The organism is Reichenbachiella agariperforans, assembly GCF_900142205.1.
Taxonomy (GTDB): Bacteria; Bacteroidota; Bacteroidia; order Cytophagales; family Cyclobacteriaceae; genus Reichenbachiella; species Reichenbachiella agariperforans.
In genome coordinates this window covers 1509264-1526268 of record NZ_FRAA01000001.1, presented here as the reverse complement: position 1 = coordinate 1526268, position 17005 = coordinate 1509264, and the positions used below count along the sequence as shown (strand labels likewise).

14 protein-coding genes are annotated in these 17005 nt (G+C 42.9%); 9 read left to right on the top strand and 5 right to left on the bottom strand.

Annotated features, from left to right (window positions below; translation table 11 throughout):
• Positions 1-80 precede the first annotated feature (80 nt).
• Genes BUB99_RS05965 through BUB99_RS05955 form a run of 3 tightly spaced genes read left to right on the top strand, consistent with a single transcriptional unit; the run spans position 81 to position 2144 of the window.
• Positions 81-824: a TrmH family RNA methyltransferase gene (locus BUB99_RS05965; RefSeq protein ID WP_073120354.1), complete on the top strand. Its 744-nt coding sequence runs from the start codon at positions 81-83 to the stop codon at positions 822-824.
• A 1-nt stretch (position 825) separates the two neighbouring features.
• Positions 826-1677, top strand: a complete 852-nt coding sequence (locus BUB99_RS05960) for an SDR family NAD(P)-dependent oxidoreductase (protein WP_073120352.1) — start codon at positions 826-828, stop codon at positions 1675-1677.
• On the top strand, positions 1674-2144 hold the full coding sequence (locus BUB99_RS05955; protein ID WP_073120350.1) for a nuclear transport factor 2 family protein: 471 nt from the start codon (positions 1674-1676) through the stop codon (positions 2142-2144). Before BUB99_RS05960 ends, BUB99_RS05955 begins: the two co-directional genes overlap by 4 nt.
• Here the strand turns inward: BUB99_RS05955 and BUB99_RS05950 are convergent.
• From BUB99_RS05950 to BUB99_RS05940, 3 genes are all read right to left on the bottom strand, one after another.
• Positions 2141-3184, bottom strand: a complete 1044-nt coding sequence (locus BUB99_RS05950; RefSeq protein ID WP_245816810.1) for a lipid II:glycine glycyltransferase FemX — start codon at positions 3182-3184, stop codon at positions 2141-2143. The two genes, BUB99_RS05955 and BUB99_RS05950, sit on opposite strands and share 4 nt — an antisense overlap.
• Before the next feature lie 170 nt (positions 3185-3354).
• Complete coding sequence (locus BUB99_RS05945) at positions 3355-4446, bottom strand: AI-2E family transporter (RefSeq protein WP_073120347.1); 1092 nt, start codon at positions 4444-4446, stop codon at positions 3355-3357.
• A gap of 3 nt (positions 4447-4449) precedes the next feature.
• Positions 4450-5361 carry a DUF58 domain-containing protein gene (locus BUB99_RS05940; protein ID WP_073120345.1) on the bottom strand — a complete coding sequence of 304 codons (912 nt, stop codon included), beginning with the start codon at positions 5359-5361 and terminating at the stop codon, positions 4450-4452.
• Positions 5362-5594: 233 nt separating this feature from the next.
• Between BUB99_RS05940 and BUB99_RS05935 the strand changes: the two genes are divergently transcribed.
• The 3 genes from BUB99_RS05935 (at position 5595) to ychF (ending at position 8225) form a co-directional block, all read left to right on the top strand.
• The gene (locus tag BUB99_RS05935) at positions 5595-5960 is read left to right on the top strand and encodes a DUF3276 family protein (RefSeq protein ID WP_073120343.1); all 366 of its coding nucleotides are present in this window, start codon (positions 5595-5597) and stop codon (positions 5958-5960) included.
• Between the two features lie 64 nt (positions 5961-6024).
• Entirely contained in the window at positions 6025-7119 is a 1095-nt protein-coding gene (locus tag BUB99_RS05930; RefSeq protein WP_139280906.1) for an AI-2E family transporter, read from the top strand.
• Between the two features lie 8 nt (positions 7120-7127).
• Positions 7128-8225, top strand: coding sequence for a redox-regulated ATPase YchF (gene ychF / locus BUB99_RS05925; protein ID WP_073120342.1), 1098 nt, complete (start codon positions 7128-7130; stop codon positions 8223-8225).
• 70 nt (positions 8226-8295) lie between these two features.
• Here the strand turns inward: ychF and BUB99_RS05920 are convergent, their stop codons facing one another.
• Positions 8296-8829, bottom strand: coding sequence for a hypothetical protein (locus BUB99_RS05920; RefSeq protein WP_073120340.1), 534 nt, complete (start codon positions 8827-8829; stop codon positions 8296-8298).
• A gap of 76 nt (positions 8830-8905) precedes the next feature.
• A complete protein-coding gene (gene rlmF / locus BUB99_RS05915; protein ID WP_073120338.1) occupies positions 8906-9865 on the bottom strand; it encodes a 23S rRNA (adenine(1618)-N(6))-methyltransferase RlmF in 960 nt (319 codons plus the stop codon).
• A 553-nt stretch (positions 9866-10418) separates the two neighbouring features.
• On the opposite strand from rlmF, the gene BUB99_RS05910 reads away from it, so the two are divergent.
• The 3 genes from BUB99_RS05910 (at position 10419) to BUB99_RS05900 (ending at position 16975) form a co-directional block, all read left to right on the top strand.
• Complete coding sequence (locus BUB99_RS05910) at positions 10419-13199, top strand: bifunctional aconitate hydratase 2/2-methylisocitrate dehydratase (protein ID WP_073120337.1); 2781 nt, start codon at positions 10419-10421, stop codon at positions 13197-13199.
• A 568-nt stretch (positions 13200-13767) separates the two neighbouring features.
• Complete coding sequence (locus tag BUB99_RS05905) at positions 13768-14316, top strand: REP-associated tyrosine transposase (RefSeq protein WP_073120335.1); 549 nt, start codon at positions 13768-13770, stop codon at positions 14314-14316.
• A 391-nt stretch (positions 14317-14707) separates the two neighbouring features.
• Positions 14708-16975 (top strand): aconitate hydratase, encoded by a 2268-nt coding sequence (locus tag BUB99_RS05900; protein WP_073120333.1) that lies wholly within the window; start codon positions 14708-14710, stop codon positions 16973-16975.
• Positions 16976-17005: the final 30 nt, after the last annotated feature.

The window sequence follows — 17005 nt, the reverse complement described above, 5'->3', positions numbered from 1 at the left end:
TAAGTTTGAATATAAACTATTGTCAGTATTTGGGTACGCTTTGACAGTAGAAATAAACGTGCTTTTAAGACTCTATTTGAATGATCTCAAACAAAGAATCAAAATTCATTAAATCATTACAATTAAAAAAATTTCGAAAACTCGAAAACCGTTTTATTGTCGAAGGGGCAAAAAATGTGCTAGAGTTGATTCGGTCAGAATTGAGGGTAGATCGGTGCTTTGTCACGGAGACCTTTATGGGTAACTATCGAGAGGAGGTCGCTGCGGCAGCTGTCGCCTGCACCGTGGTATCAGAGAAGGAACTGAGTAAGGTCGGTGTATTCACCAATAATAATGCAGCACTGGCCATCGCCGAAATTCCTCAAGAACAGGCTTTGGATTATAGCAGATCTATGTTGGGCTTTGATCGGGTTAAAGATCCTGGTAATCTGGGCACTATCATTAGGATAGCAGATTGGTATGGATTTGATACCATCGTGTGTTCACCTGATTCGGTGGACTGCTACAATCCGAAAGTGGTTTCTGCCACGATGGGATCTTTTGCACGTGTCAGAGTGGTGTACGCTGATTTGCCAGAGGTAGTAGGTCAAATGGAAACATGCTATGGTGCGACGCTGAATGGAGACGATATACACCGTGTGAGTTTCAAAGAACCCGCTTTGATTCTGTTTGGTAATGAGTCGACGGGGATAGCTCCAGCACTGATCGCTCAGTTGGATCAGGAAGTGAAGATACCAGCCTATGGTGGTGCAGAGTCTTTGAATGTGGGCGTGTCTACTGCCGTGTTTTGTGATAACTTTAGACGGGTACTAAATAAGAAATAAGATGAAGGGTAATGTTCTGATCACAGGGGTCTCAACAGGGATAGGTTACTATGCTACCAAGAAATTTATCTCTGAGGGTTATAGAGTTTTTGGTAGTGTGCGCAAAATGGAAGATGCCGATCAACTCGTGGAGCGGTTTGGTGCATTCTTTCGACCTTTACTCATCGACGTGACGGATCAGGAAGCGATAGATCAGGCTGCCAAAATAGTGACGAGCGAGTGTGGAGACCAAGGGCTTCAGTTGCTGGTCAATAACTCGGGGATTGCTGTGACAGGACCTGTTCAGTGTTTGACCGCTGATGATTTTCGCAGACAGTTCGAGGTTAATTTTTTCGGACTGGTAGCGGTGACCAATGCCTTTCTGCCACTTCTGGGTGCGCAGGATGGAGGCGTGATGCATCCTGGAAAGATTATCAATATCAGTTCGGTGGCTAGTCGTAGCGGAATGCCTTTTATGACGCCCTATGGTAGTTCGAAAGCAGCTGTGGATGCCTACTCCGAAGGATTGCGGAGAGAGTTGATGTTGTTTGGGATAGATGTAGTGGTTTTGAATCCAGGGGCGATCAAAACGCCGATTTGGGATAAAGTAGAGGAGCCTAGTGAGAAGCTGCAGCAGTCACCATATGGCAAATCCTTGATGCGGTTTTATCAGCTTACCGAGCGAGAAGCCAGTGGAGCGATCCCGGTGGAGGTTTTAAGCGAATTGCTTTTCAAAACGTTTACACAGCGTAAACCCAAGACTTTTCGATTGGTGGTGAGGAACAAATTTTTGAAATATACTTTGCCTCGTATGTTTATGTCTGACCGGGGTTTTGATAAATTACTGTACAAAGTGTTAAAGATGAAACCATGAGTCATATTGGATTAATAGAGCATTTTTATAAGGCATTTAGTCAAAAGGATGCGCATGCAATGAAGGAATGTTATCACCCTGATCTTAGATTTGAAGACCCTGTTTTTGGTGTACTGAACTACCAAGAGGCATGTGCCATGTGGGAGATGCTAATCAAGGCGGGATCGGACTTAGAGATATTTTTTGATAACGTGATTGCCGAAGGAGAACACGGGAGTGTTGACTGGGGTGCTAATTATTCTTTCTCCAAAACAGGTCGAAAAGTATCGAATAAAATTCACGCAAGCTTTGTGTTCAAGGATGGATTAATTGTTGCTCACACGGATCGATTTGATCTCTATCGATGGGCACGAATGGCTTTTGGCTCTCTTGGTTATACCGTGGGTTGGACACCTTTCTTTCAGAATAAGCTACGAGCAACCGCTCGCAAAAATCTAGACACTTTTATGCGTAAGGAAAAAGCCTAGTTGTTGCCCAGCTCTTGTAGTCGAAACAGGTCATACTCTTGCTGACTATAAGGATAGTCCCAGCAGCCCATTCGATGATGTAGATCTCCGCCAAATCCTTTTTTGTAGATATGCACACCATGTAGTGGGTGGGCATTGTCTATATTGGGAGCAGAACCGAACATATCGTACTCGGTGCAGCCCATGGATTTCGCGATTTTGATGGATTCCCATTGTAGCACGTAGCTGGCCATTCTGTTGTTGGTGGATGATGCGCCGTATAGATAGTTGCCACGTCTATGGGATGAGACCAAAAACATGGATGCCATATACTTCCCATCTATATCGGCCATGAGCATTTTGACATTGACACCTTTGTGGCTGCTGTCTTGGTTTTTCAAGATGTCTGCAAAATGCTTTTCGTCTTGTAGCGGCATGCCGTGACGAAGTGCTGTCTCGTGATAGAGCTTGTACCATTCACTGATGTGCTCGACTCCATATTCCTTGACCTGAATCCCATGTTTGATGGCTTTTTTGATGCAGTAGCGTGTGTTGTAGCGCATGTTGGACATTAGCTCGTTTTCGCTTTGTGTCAAGTCTAGGAAGAAGGTGTTTTTAGGCAACATGTCACTGGTGCTTTTTCTTAAGTTCCAGTGGTGCGTCTTATAGTTTACTCTCATTTCCTGCACTTGGTCTTGAGGTGGCCCTTGCCAGTGTCCAGATGTGTCAAAGTAGTCGTCTTCTATGGCCCATTGGTTTTGCCACAGAAGATCATAGCGAATAAATACGCAGTTGACAGGTAGATAGGGTTTGATCGTCTCAGATAATTGCTCCAAAAACAAGCCTTGGTTCTCTAGGATAGGTTCGAGTTTAGGGCCGTGAGGGACGTATGCATAGCACAGATCGCTACTAATATATTTGATCAATACGAGCAGGTCGTCCTGAGTATTTTTTGAATCTGAATTATTGTATAGGAGGTCTTTTGATACAGTTAGTTGAAAGCCGCTGGGCTGAAACCCTTGCTTGTCTTTAACTCTTGCCCAGTAGGCTGTTTGAGGCAGTATGTTGGATGGATTGATTTCTTTAATTTCTTTTTTCTCCAGTTTGCAAACCCTGCAATCATCAATTTTTTCCGCAAAGGTAAAAATTCATTTTGCTCTATGAAATAGAACTCTGATAGGTTTGATACTGAGGATTGAGAAATGTTAAAATAATTATTTCAACATTTCTGTTATAGATTTTCGTCTACCTCTATGTCCTCAACTTCTTTTTTGATTAATCCTATGTCTCCATTTTTGGATAGCAGGATAGCGATGGGCTTGGTGTTCTCGAACTGACTACATACGATGATCATCGTGGCGGTGATGGGGACAGAGAGTAGCATGCCTATCACTCCCCAGATGAATCCCCATAGGCCAAGCCCCAATATAACTACCAGTGGACTGATGTTTAGTTTTTCGCCCATGATGCGGGGTTCTATTAGACTCCCTACGAGGACTTGGATACCGCCCACCAAGATGAGAACTAAGACAAAAATGTTCATAGTACCGTTTTGCATTAAGGCAAACAGTGCAGGGAAAGCGGTTGCAATTACTGATCCTATGGTAGGGATGAAATTGAATAGGAAAATTAGAAAAGCCCATAGTCCCGCTAGTTCTACTCCTAGAATTAGCAGAGCAAAATAACTCAATAACCCTGTCAGGAAACTGGTGAAAATTTTGACAGACAGGTACTGGTCAAAAAGCAGGGTAATGGCACTTCCAATTTTCTGAATGTTGGTTCCTCGTTGTGTTGTTTTTAGGACTTTGTCTATTTTGATGCCAAAGAGGCTTTCTTCCAATAGGAGGAAAATAACATAGACGATCACCATTAGGGATTTTCCCACTGCCCCAGCAAAAGACCCTGCGTATCCCAACATCTCGGTTTGGTATTTCTCGATGAATTTCGAAAAATTTTGAGAAAGGTCTTCGATCCCAAACTGAGTCTCGATGTATTGAAGCGCAATGTTGATGTTTTCGCTATGTTGGGGAAGTTCTTGAGTAAGCTTCCGAATATTGGAGCCGATGATTTGAATAATCAGATAAATAATCAAGAACACAATCACACTACTCAAGGTGGTGATGAGCCACTTAGGTAATTTGATTTTTCCAACTTTGATCAGGCCGATCGTGTCTCTGAGTTTTTTGATCAGATACCAGATCAGTACTGCCATAGCAAATGTTTTCAGGAAGTTTCCGAAATAAAGGAGTACTGCCAAAGCTGTGACAGTGATGATGATCCAGTTGGCCGCATTGGCGATGGCATTGTTGCGTTGGTTTTCCATGAGTTATCTCATTTTTGATCTTTTAATCAAATATTGTGATAGTACATTGTCAAAACTCTGATGGATATCACAGTCGATAAAGTCTATTTTGAGTTGTGAGCATTTGAGCTGTAGCTCGGTCATGTATTCTTTCATCTGCTGTTTGTAGCTCGACTGTACTTCAGCGGGACTTAGCTTGACGATCTCTCCACTTTCTAGATCCTGAAACTTGTAAGGCCGGTCTTCAAAATCAAAATCATGCTCAGTTTGACTATCGTTGACATGAAAGACAAGTACTTCATGTTTGTTGTGCTTGAGGTGCTGTAGGGCAGCAAAAGTCTCTTGTTCGTCCTTCTGATTATGTAGCATGTCTGAGAATAAAATCACCAACGATCTACGTGGGATTTTGTCAGCAATTTCATGTAGGGTTTGTGCTACAGCGGTAGCTTGATGTTCTGGTACTTCCTCGAATAAGCGCTGAAAATGTCCGAGTAGATTGTGCAGATGTGCTCCTGTAGATCGTGTTTCGGATTGGAAAGTGATCTGATCCGAAAAGGTAAACAGTCCGACGGCATCACGTTGTTTGTGAAGCAAGTACGCAAGTGCTGCACTTGCTAGTACTGAGAACCGAATTTTACCCAAAGAAGGTTCTGGATAATACATCGATGAAGAGGTGTCGAGGACGATGTGACAGCGGAGATTTGTTTCTTCTTCGAATTTTTTGGTATAGAGTCGGTCGGTCTTGGCGTAGACTTTCCAGTCAATGTTTCTGGTGCTGTCTCCGAAATTGTAGAGGCTGTGCTCTGCAAACTCTACAGAGAAACCATGGTAGGGAGATTTGTGTAGCCCAGTGATGAAACCTTCCACCATTTGTTTGGCTAGCAGCTCTATGTTAGCTGTTTCTTTGATGGCATTAATGTCTATTTCTAGCTTCAAGGTCTCTAGGTTATTCTTTGTTCAAACTTAAAACTACCGACTATAGTCTATATATATCAAGTAATGTAGATAAAATAGGAGGATTTAGTAAGCTGGTTTTCGGGCGTGAATATATCGATTTAGATTATGGGTGTCCTATTGGATTTGTTAATTATTTTAGCTTATATTGGATGTTTTAGAAAAACTAATCAACTAAGTGAACCGACTTGTCGGAAACCAAAACAAACTGAAAAGTGGAAGAGAATAAAGACAACGAAAGAACTGAGATTTTCTCAGAGAGGGTAAGGGCAGGGAAAAGAACCTACTTTTTTGATGTCAAGGCGACCCGATCTAATGACTACTACCTTACGATCACAGAGAGTAAACGTAGGTACAAGGATGATGGGTTCTTCTATGAAAAGCATAAGATTTTCTTGTATAAAGAAGATTTTAACAAATTTATGAAGGCATTCACCGAAACCGTTGATCATGTCAAAGAGGAGCTGATGCCAGAAGTGGATTTTGATGCTTTCGATGAGGATAATGAAGAACAAGACGAAAATCATAAATCAGAAAGGGTAGGTGTTACCAGTGGTAATTCAGACCTGAATTGGGACTAATAATTTCACTTAAAGAAATCATGAAGCTCTTGGATACCACCAAGGGCTTTTTTTATTTTAACGCATGATCAATCGTACACTCCTGTCGCTCATACTCATCACTTCACTGTTCATCTTTAGTGCATGGTTGTTTTCAGATATTTTCATGTATATCTGTATATCCATTGTATTAGCGACCATTCTTCGACCGATGACGAATTTCATCAGTCGAACCTATATTTTTAGAATGAAAGTGCCTAGAGTACTGGCTATTCTTCTCTCTTTTTGTAGTGTGATTGGTGTCATAGCACTGTTTATCTTGCTTTTCATTCCATTGATTGTAGAGCAAATCAATGTGATATCGAGTATTAGCTTTGATGAAGTGTACAAGCACCTGTCACAGCCGATCGTCGCAACTGAGGAGTTTTTGATAGAGTACAATCTGATCAGTGCAGAAGACCACACTTTCACTTCGACAATCAAGCGGTCTACGGTAGAAGTACTCGGAGATATTAATTTTCAAAGTGTTTTGAACAATGTAGTGACCATGACAGGAGGAGTGTTTGTTTCCTTTATGGCATTGAGTTTTATTACATTTTTTCTCCTTCTAGAAAATGGAATTATTAGCAGATTGCTGATCTCCATAGTGCCCAATCAGTATTTCGAGTTATTTATTTCTGCAATTCATAAAATCGAACATTTATTGTCTAACTATCTCATAGGTTTACTACTACAGATGTTGGCAATATTTTCTATTGCAGGAATAGGCTTGTCTATTTTTGGGGTAAACTATGCTTTGACGATTGCTGTATTTGCTGCCTTGGCCAATTTGATTCCATACTTAGGGCCTTTGCTCGGGTCTGTTTTTGGGATTTTAGTAGGGCTGTCTTCTAGTGGTCATTTCGCGTTAGATGAGGTTACTATGATACTGATTGTAAAGATCGTATCAGTCTTTGCCGTAGTGCAGGTGATGGATAATGTGGTACTGCAGCCTATGATCTTTTCTAAAAGTGTCAAAGCACATCCGTTAGAGATATTTGTTGTTATCTTTGCGGCCGCTAGTTTAGCGGGGATTTCGGGCATGATTGCAGCCATTCCGGTCTACACGATTATTCGGGTATCAGTGATGGAAATCAGAGACGGGTTCAATAGTTATCAAGTTTTTCAAGTATCAAAATAATAAAGTAAATGGGGTTGAAATGTGGAATCGTAGGGTTGCCGAATGTAGGTAAGTCTACTCTTTTCAATGCGCTATCCAATGCCAAAGCAGAGGCAGCTAATTTTCCGTTTTGTACCATCGAACCCAACGTGGGAGTGATCACGGTACCCGACGAACGACTCAGGATTCTAGAAGGGCTGGTTAGTCCTCAGAAGGTTTTGCCAACAGTCATGGAGTTCGTAGATATTGCTGGATTGGTCAAAGGAGCAAGCAAAGGCGAAGGGTTAGGGAATAAATTCCTAGCGAATATCCGTGAGGTGGATGCCATCGTTCATGTGACCCGATGCTTCAATGATGACAATATCGTGCATGTCGATGGGGTGGTTAATCCAGTGTCTGACAAAGAAGTGATTGATACAGAATTGCAGATCAAGGACTTGGAGTCTGTTGATAAGAAAATAGATAAGAATGTCAAACTCGCCAAGTCTGGTGATGCCAAGGTAAAAGCCTTGGTGGCAATACTACAAGAGTACAAGGATTTGCTCGAGTCTGGTAAGAACGCTCGTTCGCTTGAGTTGACTCCTGAGCGAAAGGAAGCGATAGCTGATATGCAGTTGCTGACTGTGAAGCCTGTGATCTATGTAGCCAACGTGGAAGAAAGTTCGATACTAACAGGTAATGCGCACGTAGAAGCACTCAAAGCAGCTGTAGCTGATGAGGATGCTGAAGTCGTGATGGTGAGTGCAGCGATCGAATCACAGATCGCCGAGTTCGACGAACCAGAAGAGAAAGAGATGTTCTTAGGAGAGTATGGATTGAAGGAGTCTGGATTGGATAAGCTGATCAGAGCAGCTTATGGTCTATTGGATTTGATCACTTATTTCACAGCTGGGGAGACTGAAGTTCGGGCTTGGACGATCAAGAAAGGGTGGAAGGCACCGCAAGCTGCTGGAGTGATTCATACCGATTTCGAAAAAGGCTTTATCAAAGCAGAAGTGATCAAAATACCAGACTATGTACAGTACAAAACTGAGCATGGATGCAAAGAAGCAGGTAAGTTGGCTATAGAAGGAAAAGAATACGTGGTAGAGGATGGAGATGTCATGCATTTCCGTTTCAATGTGTAACACCATTTCAAGACGAAATAATCAAGAAAATGAAAAAGCGAAGGGATATCCCTTCGCTTTTTCTATGTCTTTACTGTCCTAAAATCTTCGCGTCGACGAAGAAAGTAGAGTTGATCTGGATTTCATGATCAGACTCGATGGTTTCGTCGGTGCTTGATTTCATTCGGAGCTGAAAGGAGTCTTTGAGGAGGTAATCTTTGAGGTTGACCCCTGTGGTTTCCAGTGATATTGTATTACTCGCGTCCGCAGGGACCTCTTCCAGATAAGCGATTTCTATTTCGTCTAGTCCATCAGCATTGATGAACAACTGTACTGATTCGAGAAAACCGAAATCTCCAGAGGTAGGAGATTGAATAGTTAAGGTCATTTCGTCCAAACGAATTGTCTCTATTAGATTCTTGTTTGTATTGTTACCCGCAAAGGTTGATTCAGTGTTTGACTCGATCGAAGGAGTGGATAGATTAATGGGAAAGTCTATGACAGTACTGGAAGGTACAGTGATCGATTCGCTGTATTTCATGTTGAACTGTGTTAGCTTGTCAAGCTCATCACAACTAAAGATGGTTAGTAGTAATGCGGAGAGTAGTAGTATTGTGTATTTCATATTAAAGCATTTTTATGGTAAACGATATGGATCACTCCTTTAGTATCGATGGTCGGTATAGCGGTCTTGCAAATTGCTATTTTGGCCAGCGGAGTTTTTTCCATGTGTCTTGTTGTTCTTTAGATAGAAAAGACCATGCCACGATCCTGCTGGTTTTGTTGCCTTGTCCCATAGGGATGACTTTAATAGCCACTGCACCTGCTTTTTCTAGTGTTTTACGGGTAGGGATGAGGTTGCTTTCTTTGGAGAGTAGTGTGGAGAACCATAGACAAGATGTAGCATGCTGTATACTGTCTTGAATCATGTTGTAGACGAAAACCCTTTCTCCACCATTGCACCATAGCTCATTGCTTTGTCCCCCGAAGTTTAAGACCGTCTTTGTGTTCCTTTTTTGTTTGAGGTTTCGTGTTTTTCGTTTCGATCCTTGGAGCGCTTCTTCTGCTGAGGCGTGAAACGGAGGGTTACATATCGTTAAATCAAACACCTCTCCTTGATTGATAATACCTGTGAAGAGGAATTTTGGATTGGCCTGCAGTCGAAGGGATATAGCGCTTTTAGGTCTTGGGTTTGCATTTAGTATTATCTGAGCGGAATGGATCGATTCAGGGGAAATGTCTGACCCCACAAATGACCAACCGTATTCATGGTTTCCAATCAGTGGGTATATGCAGTTTGCTCCCACGCCTATATCTAGACAGTGGATTTTTTGCCCTTTTGGGATCACGCCATTGTTGGATAATAGATCAGCCATGTGGTGAATGTAGTCAGCACGGCCTGGTATGGGTGGGCACAGGTGCCCTTCGGGGATGTCCCATAGATCGATATTGTAGTAGTGCTGGAGCAACGATTGATTGAGTGCTTTGACAGCTTTGGGATTAGAAAAATCAATAGAATCAGTGCCATAGTCATTGGGTTTGACATACTCTGCTAGCGTAGGGTTCGACTTGATCAAAAGCGCAAAGTCATACTGGCCTTGGTGCTGGTTTCTGGGGTGTAGTTTGGCTTTGGGAGGACGTGATTTTTTTGATTCTTTCATTTTAACAGCACTTAATGACGTTTCAGCCGAGGCTGATGTGTGTTGCAAAGTACGTGACTCTGGATGATAAAACTGCTTTTAAGATCAAATTTGGGTTGATGAGTAGGAGGTCATAGGAGTGAAGTTTTTTGGGTTAAATGCTACGTTTTGCACTGAGTGAGATCGTGAGTATGAAGGAGTAAGGGTTTTATATAGGTTTGGCTGGTTTTAACACCGTGTACGAACACTGTTTGTTTAAAGCTAGTTGTGCAGATAGGTTAGCTTTTGTTATTTAGAATTCATCTAGATTATTAACTGTAAAATGTTCTACGTAGTTATTTGTAGGTAATTCACTCAAAATACCTTGAATGTTTTTTACTTTTGCGACCCAAAACAAGCATTTGTCCCCAAATACAACTGTTAATTTTAAAAACAAACTGAGCAATATGGTTTTAGGTTCTGAGATGATAAAATCTAAAAATTGCTTCAATTAATTTACGGAGGAAAGGAATCTGGTTGTACAGGCTGCGACTTTTAGGTGTCCACCTTTAGATATTGAATAGACTTCAAAAATATGAATACTCATTACAACGATTACATCAAGGAGATCGAAGAGCGAAAAGGTGAAGGGCTTCACCCAAAGCCAATTGACGGTGCTGAATTGCTAAGTGAAATCATTTCACAAATTAAAGATTCAGGAAACGCTAGCAGGGAAGACTCTCTTAAATTCTTTATTTACAACGTTTTGCCAGGTACCACAAGTGCTGCTGGTGTGAAGGCGAAATTTTTAAAAGAGATCATTCTTGGTGAATCGGTAGTAGAGGAGATTACACCTACTTTCGCTTTTGAGTTGCTGTCTCACATGAAGGGTGGTCCTTCTATTGAGGTGCTGCTTGACCTAGCGCTTGCTGATGACGCATCTATTGCGCAAGAAGCTGCTAAGGTGCTGAAAACGCAGGTATTCTTGTATGATGCGGATTACGATCGTTTGAAGCAGGCGTATGAAAGCGGTAACGCCATCGCCAAAGAGTTGTTAGAAAGTTATGCAAAAGCGGAATTCTTCACTGAACTACCTGATGTAGAAGAAGAAATCGAAATCGTGACTTTCATCGCGGGTGTAGGAGATATTTCTACAGATTTGTTATCACCAGGAGGTGATGCCCACTCTAGATCAGATCGTGAGTTGCACGGTCAGTGTATCTTCGAGCACAACAAGCAAATGCAAAGCGACCTGACTGCTCTGAAAGAAAAGCATCCTGACAAGCGTGTCATGCTACTCGCTGAGAAAGGCACCATGGGTGTCGGTTCGTCTAGGATGTCAGGAGTCAATAACGTGGCGCTATGGACTGGTATCCAAGCAAGTCCATACGTTCCTTTCGTCAATATCGCTCCGATCATTGCTGGTACTAACGGCATTTCGCCGATCTTCTTGACCACTGTAGGTGTGACAGGAGGTATCGGGATTGACCTCAAAAACTGGGTAAAAAAGACGGATGCTGACGGTAAAGTAATCGTGGATGCAGATGGGGAACCAGTATTGGAAGAAGCTTATTCTGTAGCTACCGGAACAGTACTTACAATCAATACGAAGAAGAAGAAACTTTACAACGGAGATCAAGAATTGATGGACATATCTGCTTCGTTGACTCCTCAGAAGGTAGAATTTATCAAGGCGGGTGGATCATATGCCATCGTATTTGGTAAGAAGATTCAAACATTCGCTGCGAAGACATTAGGTATCGAAGCGCCAGTGGTATTTGCTCCGTCAAAAGAGGTTTCTCACGAGGGACAAGGGCTTACTGCTGTAGAAAAAATATTCAACAAAAACGCTGTGGGAACGACTCCAGGCAAAGTATTGCATGCGGGGTCTGACGTACGTGTAGAAGTAAACATCGTAGGGTCGCAGGACACGACAGGGTTGATGACTTCTCAGGAATTGGAGTCTATGGCTGCTACTACGATTTCTCCAATCGTGGACGGAGCCTATCAGTCGGGTTGTCACACGGCCTCAGTTTGGGATAGCAAAGCGCAAGCGAACATTCCTAAGTTGATGAAATTCATGAACGATTTCGGTTTGATCACAGCACGTGACCCTAAAGGGGAATACCACGCGATGACCGACGTGATTCACAAAGTACTCAACGATATCACGATCGACGATTGGGCGATCATCATCGGTGGTGACTCGCACACGAGAATGTCAAAAGGTGTGGCTTTCGGTGCTGACTCAGGTACTGTTGCACTTGCACTTGCTACGGGAGAGGCTTCTATGCCAATTCCAGAATCAGTGAAGGTGACTTTCAAAGGGGACATGAAGAGCTACATGGACTTTCGCGATGTAGTACATGCCACGCAGCAGCAGATGTTGAAGCAATTCAGCGGAGAGAACGTATTCCAAGGTAGAATCATCGAGGTGCACATCGGGACGTTGACTGCTGATCAAGCTTTTACGTTTACCGACTGGACAGCAGAGATGAAAGCGAAAGCGTCTATCTGTATCTCTGAGGACGAGACTTTGATCGAATCGCTAGAGATCGCAAAAGGTAGAATCCAAATCATGATCGATAAGGGCATGGACAACCAGAAGCAAGTGCTTCAAGGATTGATTAACATTGCCAACAAGAGAATAGCGGAGATCAGATCGGGTGAGAAGCCGGCGTTGACTCCAGATGCAAACGCCAAGTATTACGCGGATGTAGTAGTTGATTTGGATCAAATCGTAGAGCCAATGATCGCCGATCCAGACGTAAACAACGATGACGTATCTAAACGATACACGCATGATGTGATCAGACCATTGTCGTACTATGGTGGAGACAAGAAAGTGGATCTTGGTTTCATTGGTTCGTGTATGGTACACAAAGGCGATATGAAAATTCTTGCGCAAATGTTGAAAAACATCGAATCGCAACAAGGAAAAGTAGAATTCAAAGCGCCACTCGTGGTAGCGCCTCCTACATACAATATCGTAGATGAACTGAAAGCCGAAGGTGACTGGGATGTACTAAAGAAATACTCTGGTTTTGAGTTTGACGATAACGCACCTAAGGGCGCTGCTCGTACCAAATACGAAAACATGCTGTATCTAGAGCGCCCAGGTTGTAACCTGTGTATGGGTAACCAAGAAAAGGCAGAGCCAGGTGATACGGTCATGGCGACTTCTACACGTCTATTCCAAGGGAGAGTCGTGAAGGACTCGACAGAGAAAAAAGGAGAGTCATTGCTTTCGTCTACACCAGTAGTAGTACTTTCTACTGTATTGGGTCGGACGCCTAATTTGGCTGAATACGAAGCAGCAGTGAAAGGCATCAACTTGACGAAGTTCAAGCCTTCGAGTAAGTTGCTGATGAAGTAGTCACGAGATAGAGAATATATTTAAAGCCTGTTTTGTTCCTGATCACTATTAGGAATAGAACAGGCTTTTTTATTACCCTTCTTTTAGGACTAACTAGATACGGACAGAATGTCCGTTTTTTTTTAGCCCCCCCCTAATAGATAGGTCAAAGACATTACTTGCTGTGGATTCATACCCAAGAGCTAATAAAAACGCCGTTTAAAAGGCGTGAGGGAGGTTTTTGTTTCCTTTTTTGAACACGTGTGTTTGATCGATCAAACACACGTGTTCCGAGCTCCAAACACGTGTGTTTCGGCGGTCAAACACACGTGTTTCTTTTGAGAATCACTTGAGGTTCTTTCATCCCCACTTTTGGGAAGGATAAAACGGGACTTTTGCGGGTGTTTTTGCAGTGAAACTGCCATATTGACGGTCACAATAGAGAGGTTCTTTTAGGTCTGTTTATCCGTGTCTCCCGCTCTTTTAAGTCTTAGCAAAGCGAGACTTGAAAGTATGAATCAGAGGCAAGTCTTCAGACTTGTTTGATAATAATTATTTATCTTCAATGATGCCATTTTCAAGTTATTGAATGCACTCCTCTGGATATAAAATCAGAAATCAACAGGGGATATATTTCATCACATTTGCCGTAGTGGAGTGGATTGATGTTTTCACAAGGCGGCAGTATGCCGATGTAGTGGTCGATAGTCTCAACTATTGCCAAAAAGAAAAAGGTTTAGAAATAGATGCATGGTGCCTGATGTCAAATCATCTTCATCTAATCATATCTTCGAGTAAGGGCGAGTTGTCTGATGTACTTCGGGATTTCAAGAAATTTACTGCCTCAAAAATTCTTAAATCCATAGAAAACAATGTCCAAGAGAGTCGAAGGGCTTGGATGCTATGGATTTTTAAATCAGCAGGTGCAAAAAACTCGAATAACAAAATTTATCAGTTTTGGAGACAAAGCAACCAACCCAAAGAGTTAGAGACTAATAAGTTCAAAGACGAAAAGTTGAATTACATACATATGAATCCAGTAGAGGCCGGTGTCGTGAATGAAGCGGAGCACTATCGGTATTCAAGTGCTATAGACTACAGTGGTGGAAAAGGCTTGGTTGAGGTATGTTTTCTATAGAAGGTCAAGTCTGAAGACTTGAATTTTATTATTATGTTTCAAGTGCCCTTATCGGAACACTTAAAACAGGGGGATTAGCGCCGTTTAAAAGCACTTTTTGTGATTAGGCGGTAGGTACTGGTATGTATGAAGTGAGGGACAGAAGGTGAAAGCCCACCCTATTTCCACCATGCAATGGATGGTGGAAAAGCGTTCCGCTAAACCTTTACCAACCCTGACCTTTACTTACAACACATCGCCATTGCCTGACGCAGAGGCACGAACACGTAGATCAGGCAATCCCTAGTCCTAGCAGAACAGCCTTTCTTTGCGATCAATCCCACAACTCCCTTTATTATATCTCGTTTATTGTTAAATTGGAATACAATTCATAAAGCAAAAAATACTTTCTATGGCATTTGATCTCGATATGATAAAAAAGGTTTATTCCCAAATGGGGGATAGAATCAACAAGGCAAAGGAATTGACAGGTAAACCGTTGACCCTGTCTGAGAAAATTCTCTACTCGCATCTCTACGATGGTGTGCCAAACGAGGAATACAAACGAGGGGAGTCTTATGTGAATTTTGCGCCAGATAGAATTGCCTGCCAAGATGCAACGGCCCAGATGGCACTCTTGCAGTTTATGCAAGCGGGCAAACCCAAAGTCGCAGTACCTACGACAGTTCACTGTGATCACCTGATTCAGGCGAAAATCGGAGCAGCAGCAGATTTGCAAAATGCGCTCAATACTTCCAATGAAGTATTCAATTTTCTGGATTCTGTCTCTAGCAAGTATGGAATTGGGTTTTGGAAGCCAGGAGCAGGGATCATTCACCAAGTGGTATTAGAAAATTATGCCTTCCCGGGTGGACTGATGATCGGTACGGATTCACACACCGTGAATGCTGGAGGACTAGGAATGGTCGCTGTAGGTGTCGGTGGAGCGGATGCCGTAGATGTAATGGCAGGCATGGCTTGGGAGTTGAAATTCCCAAAACTGATTGGTGTCAAGCTAACGGGTAAAATGAACGGCTGGACTTCATCGAAAGACGTGATCTTGAAAGTAGCGGGGATACTCACTGTAAAAGGCGGTACTGGAGCGATCGTCGAATACTTTGGCGAAGGAGCTAAAAACCTATCTTGTACAGGGAAAGGAACCATCTGTAACATGGGGGCAGAGATCGGAGCGACGACCTCTACCTTCGGCTATGATGATTCAATGGAGCGATACTTGAGAGCTACCGACCGTGCAGAAGTGGCTGATTTAGCTAACGGAATGAGAGAGCACTTGACGGGTGATGACGAGGTATATGCTAATCCAGAAAAATACTTTGATCAAGTAATAGAAATTGACCTTGACACCCTTTCCCCTCACGTGAATGGCCCATTTACACCAGATTTGGCTACACCTATTGCAGAGATGGCAGAGAAAGCCAAAGCCAACGATTGGCCTACTAAAGTAGAGTGGGGGTTGATTGGGTCGTGTACCAACTCTTCGTACGAGGATATGTCCAGAGCTGCATCAATTGCTGAGCAAGCTGTAGCCAAAGGTCTCAAGCCCAAGGCAGATTTTGGGATTAACCCTGGCTCAGAACAAGTGCGATACACTATTGAAAGAGATGGTATTCTTGATGTTTTCGAAAAGCTAGGAACAAGGATATTTACCAATGCCTGTGGGCCGTGTATTGGGCAGTGGGATCGTGCTGGAGCTGACAAAAAGGAAAAGAACACCATTGTCCATTCGTTCAATAGGAATTTTGCCAAGCGAGCAGATGGTAACCCAAATACGCACGCATTTGTAACCTCTCCCGAAATGGTAGCGGCTATTGCGATATCTGGTGATCTGGGATTTAATCCTATCACGGATACTTTGACCAATGACAAAGGGGAGCAAGTGAAGCTTGACCCTCCAAAAGGAGAAGAGCTGCCATCAAAAGGATTTGATGTAGAGGATGCAGGCTACAAGGAACCAGCGGCTGACGGCTCAGGTGTTGAGATAGCAGTCAGTCCCGACTCCAAGCGCCTACAATTGTTGTCTCCATTTGCCGCATGGGATGGTGAAAATATCACGGGAGCTAAACTGTTAATCAAAGCAAAAGGGAAGTGTACGACGGATCATATCTCTATGGCAGGGCCATGGCTGAGATTCAGAGGTCACTTGGATAATATCTCTAATAACACCCTCACAGGTGCTGTGAATGCGTTTAACGGAGAAACAGACAGTGTAAAGAACCAGTTGGATGGGTCGCATGGTGCTGTGCCAGATGTGCAGAGAGCTTACAAAGCAGCAGGAATCCCGACGATTGTCGTGGGTGATCATAATTATGGTGAGGGTTCGTCTAGAGAGCATGCCGCGATGCAACCAAGACACTTGGGTGTGATCGCAGTATTGGTGAAGTCTTTCGCCAGAATCCACGAAACCAATTTGAAGAAGCAGGGGATGTTAGGGTTGACATTCGCTAGCGAAGCAGATTATGACAAAATTCAGGAGGATGATGTTTTTGACTTTGTGGATTTAAAAGAATTCGCACCAGGCAAGCCATTGACGATTGTAGCGAAGCACGCCGATGGATCGGAGGACAACATCCTTGCAAACCATACGTATAATGCTGGTCAGATTGAATGGTTCAAAGCAGGTTCTGCATTGAACTTGATCAAAAAGCAAAACAACGCGTAAGTCAGTAATCATTGATTATTGTTGGTTTTT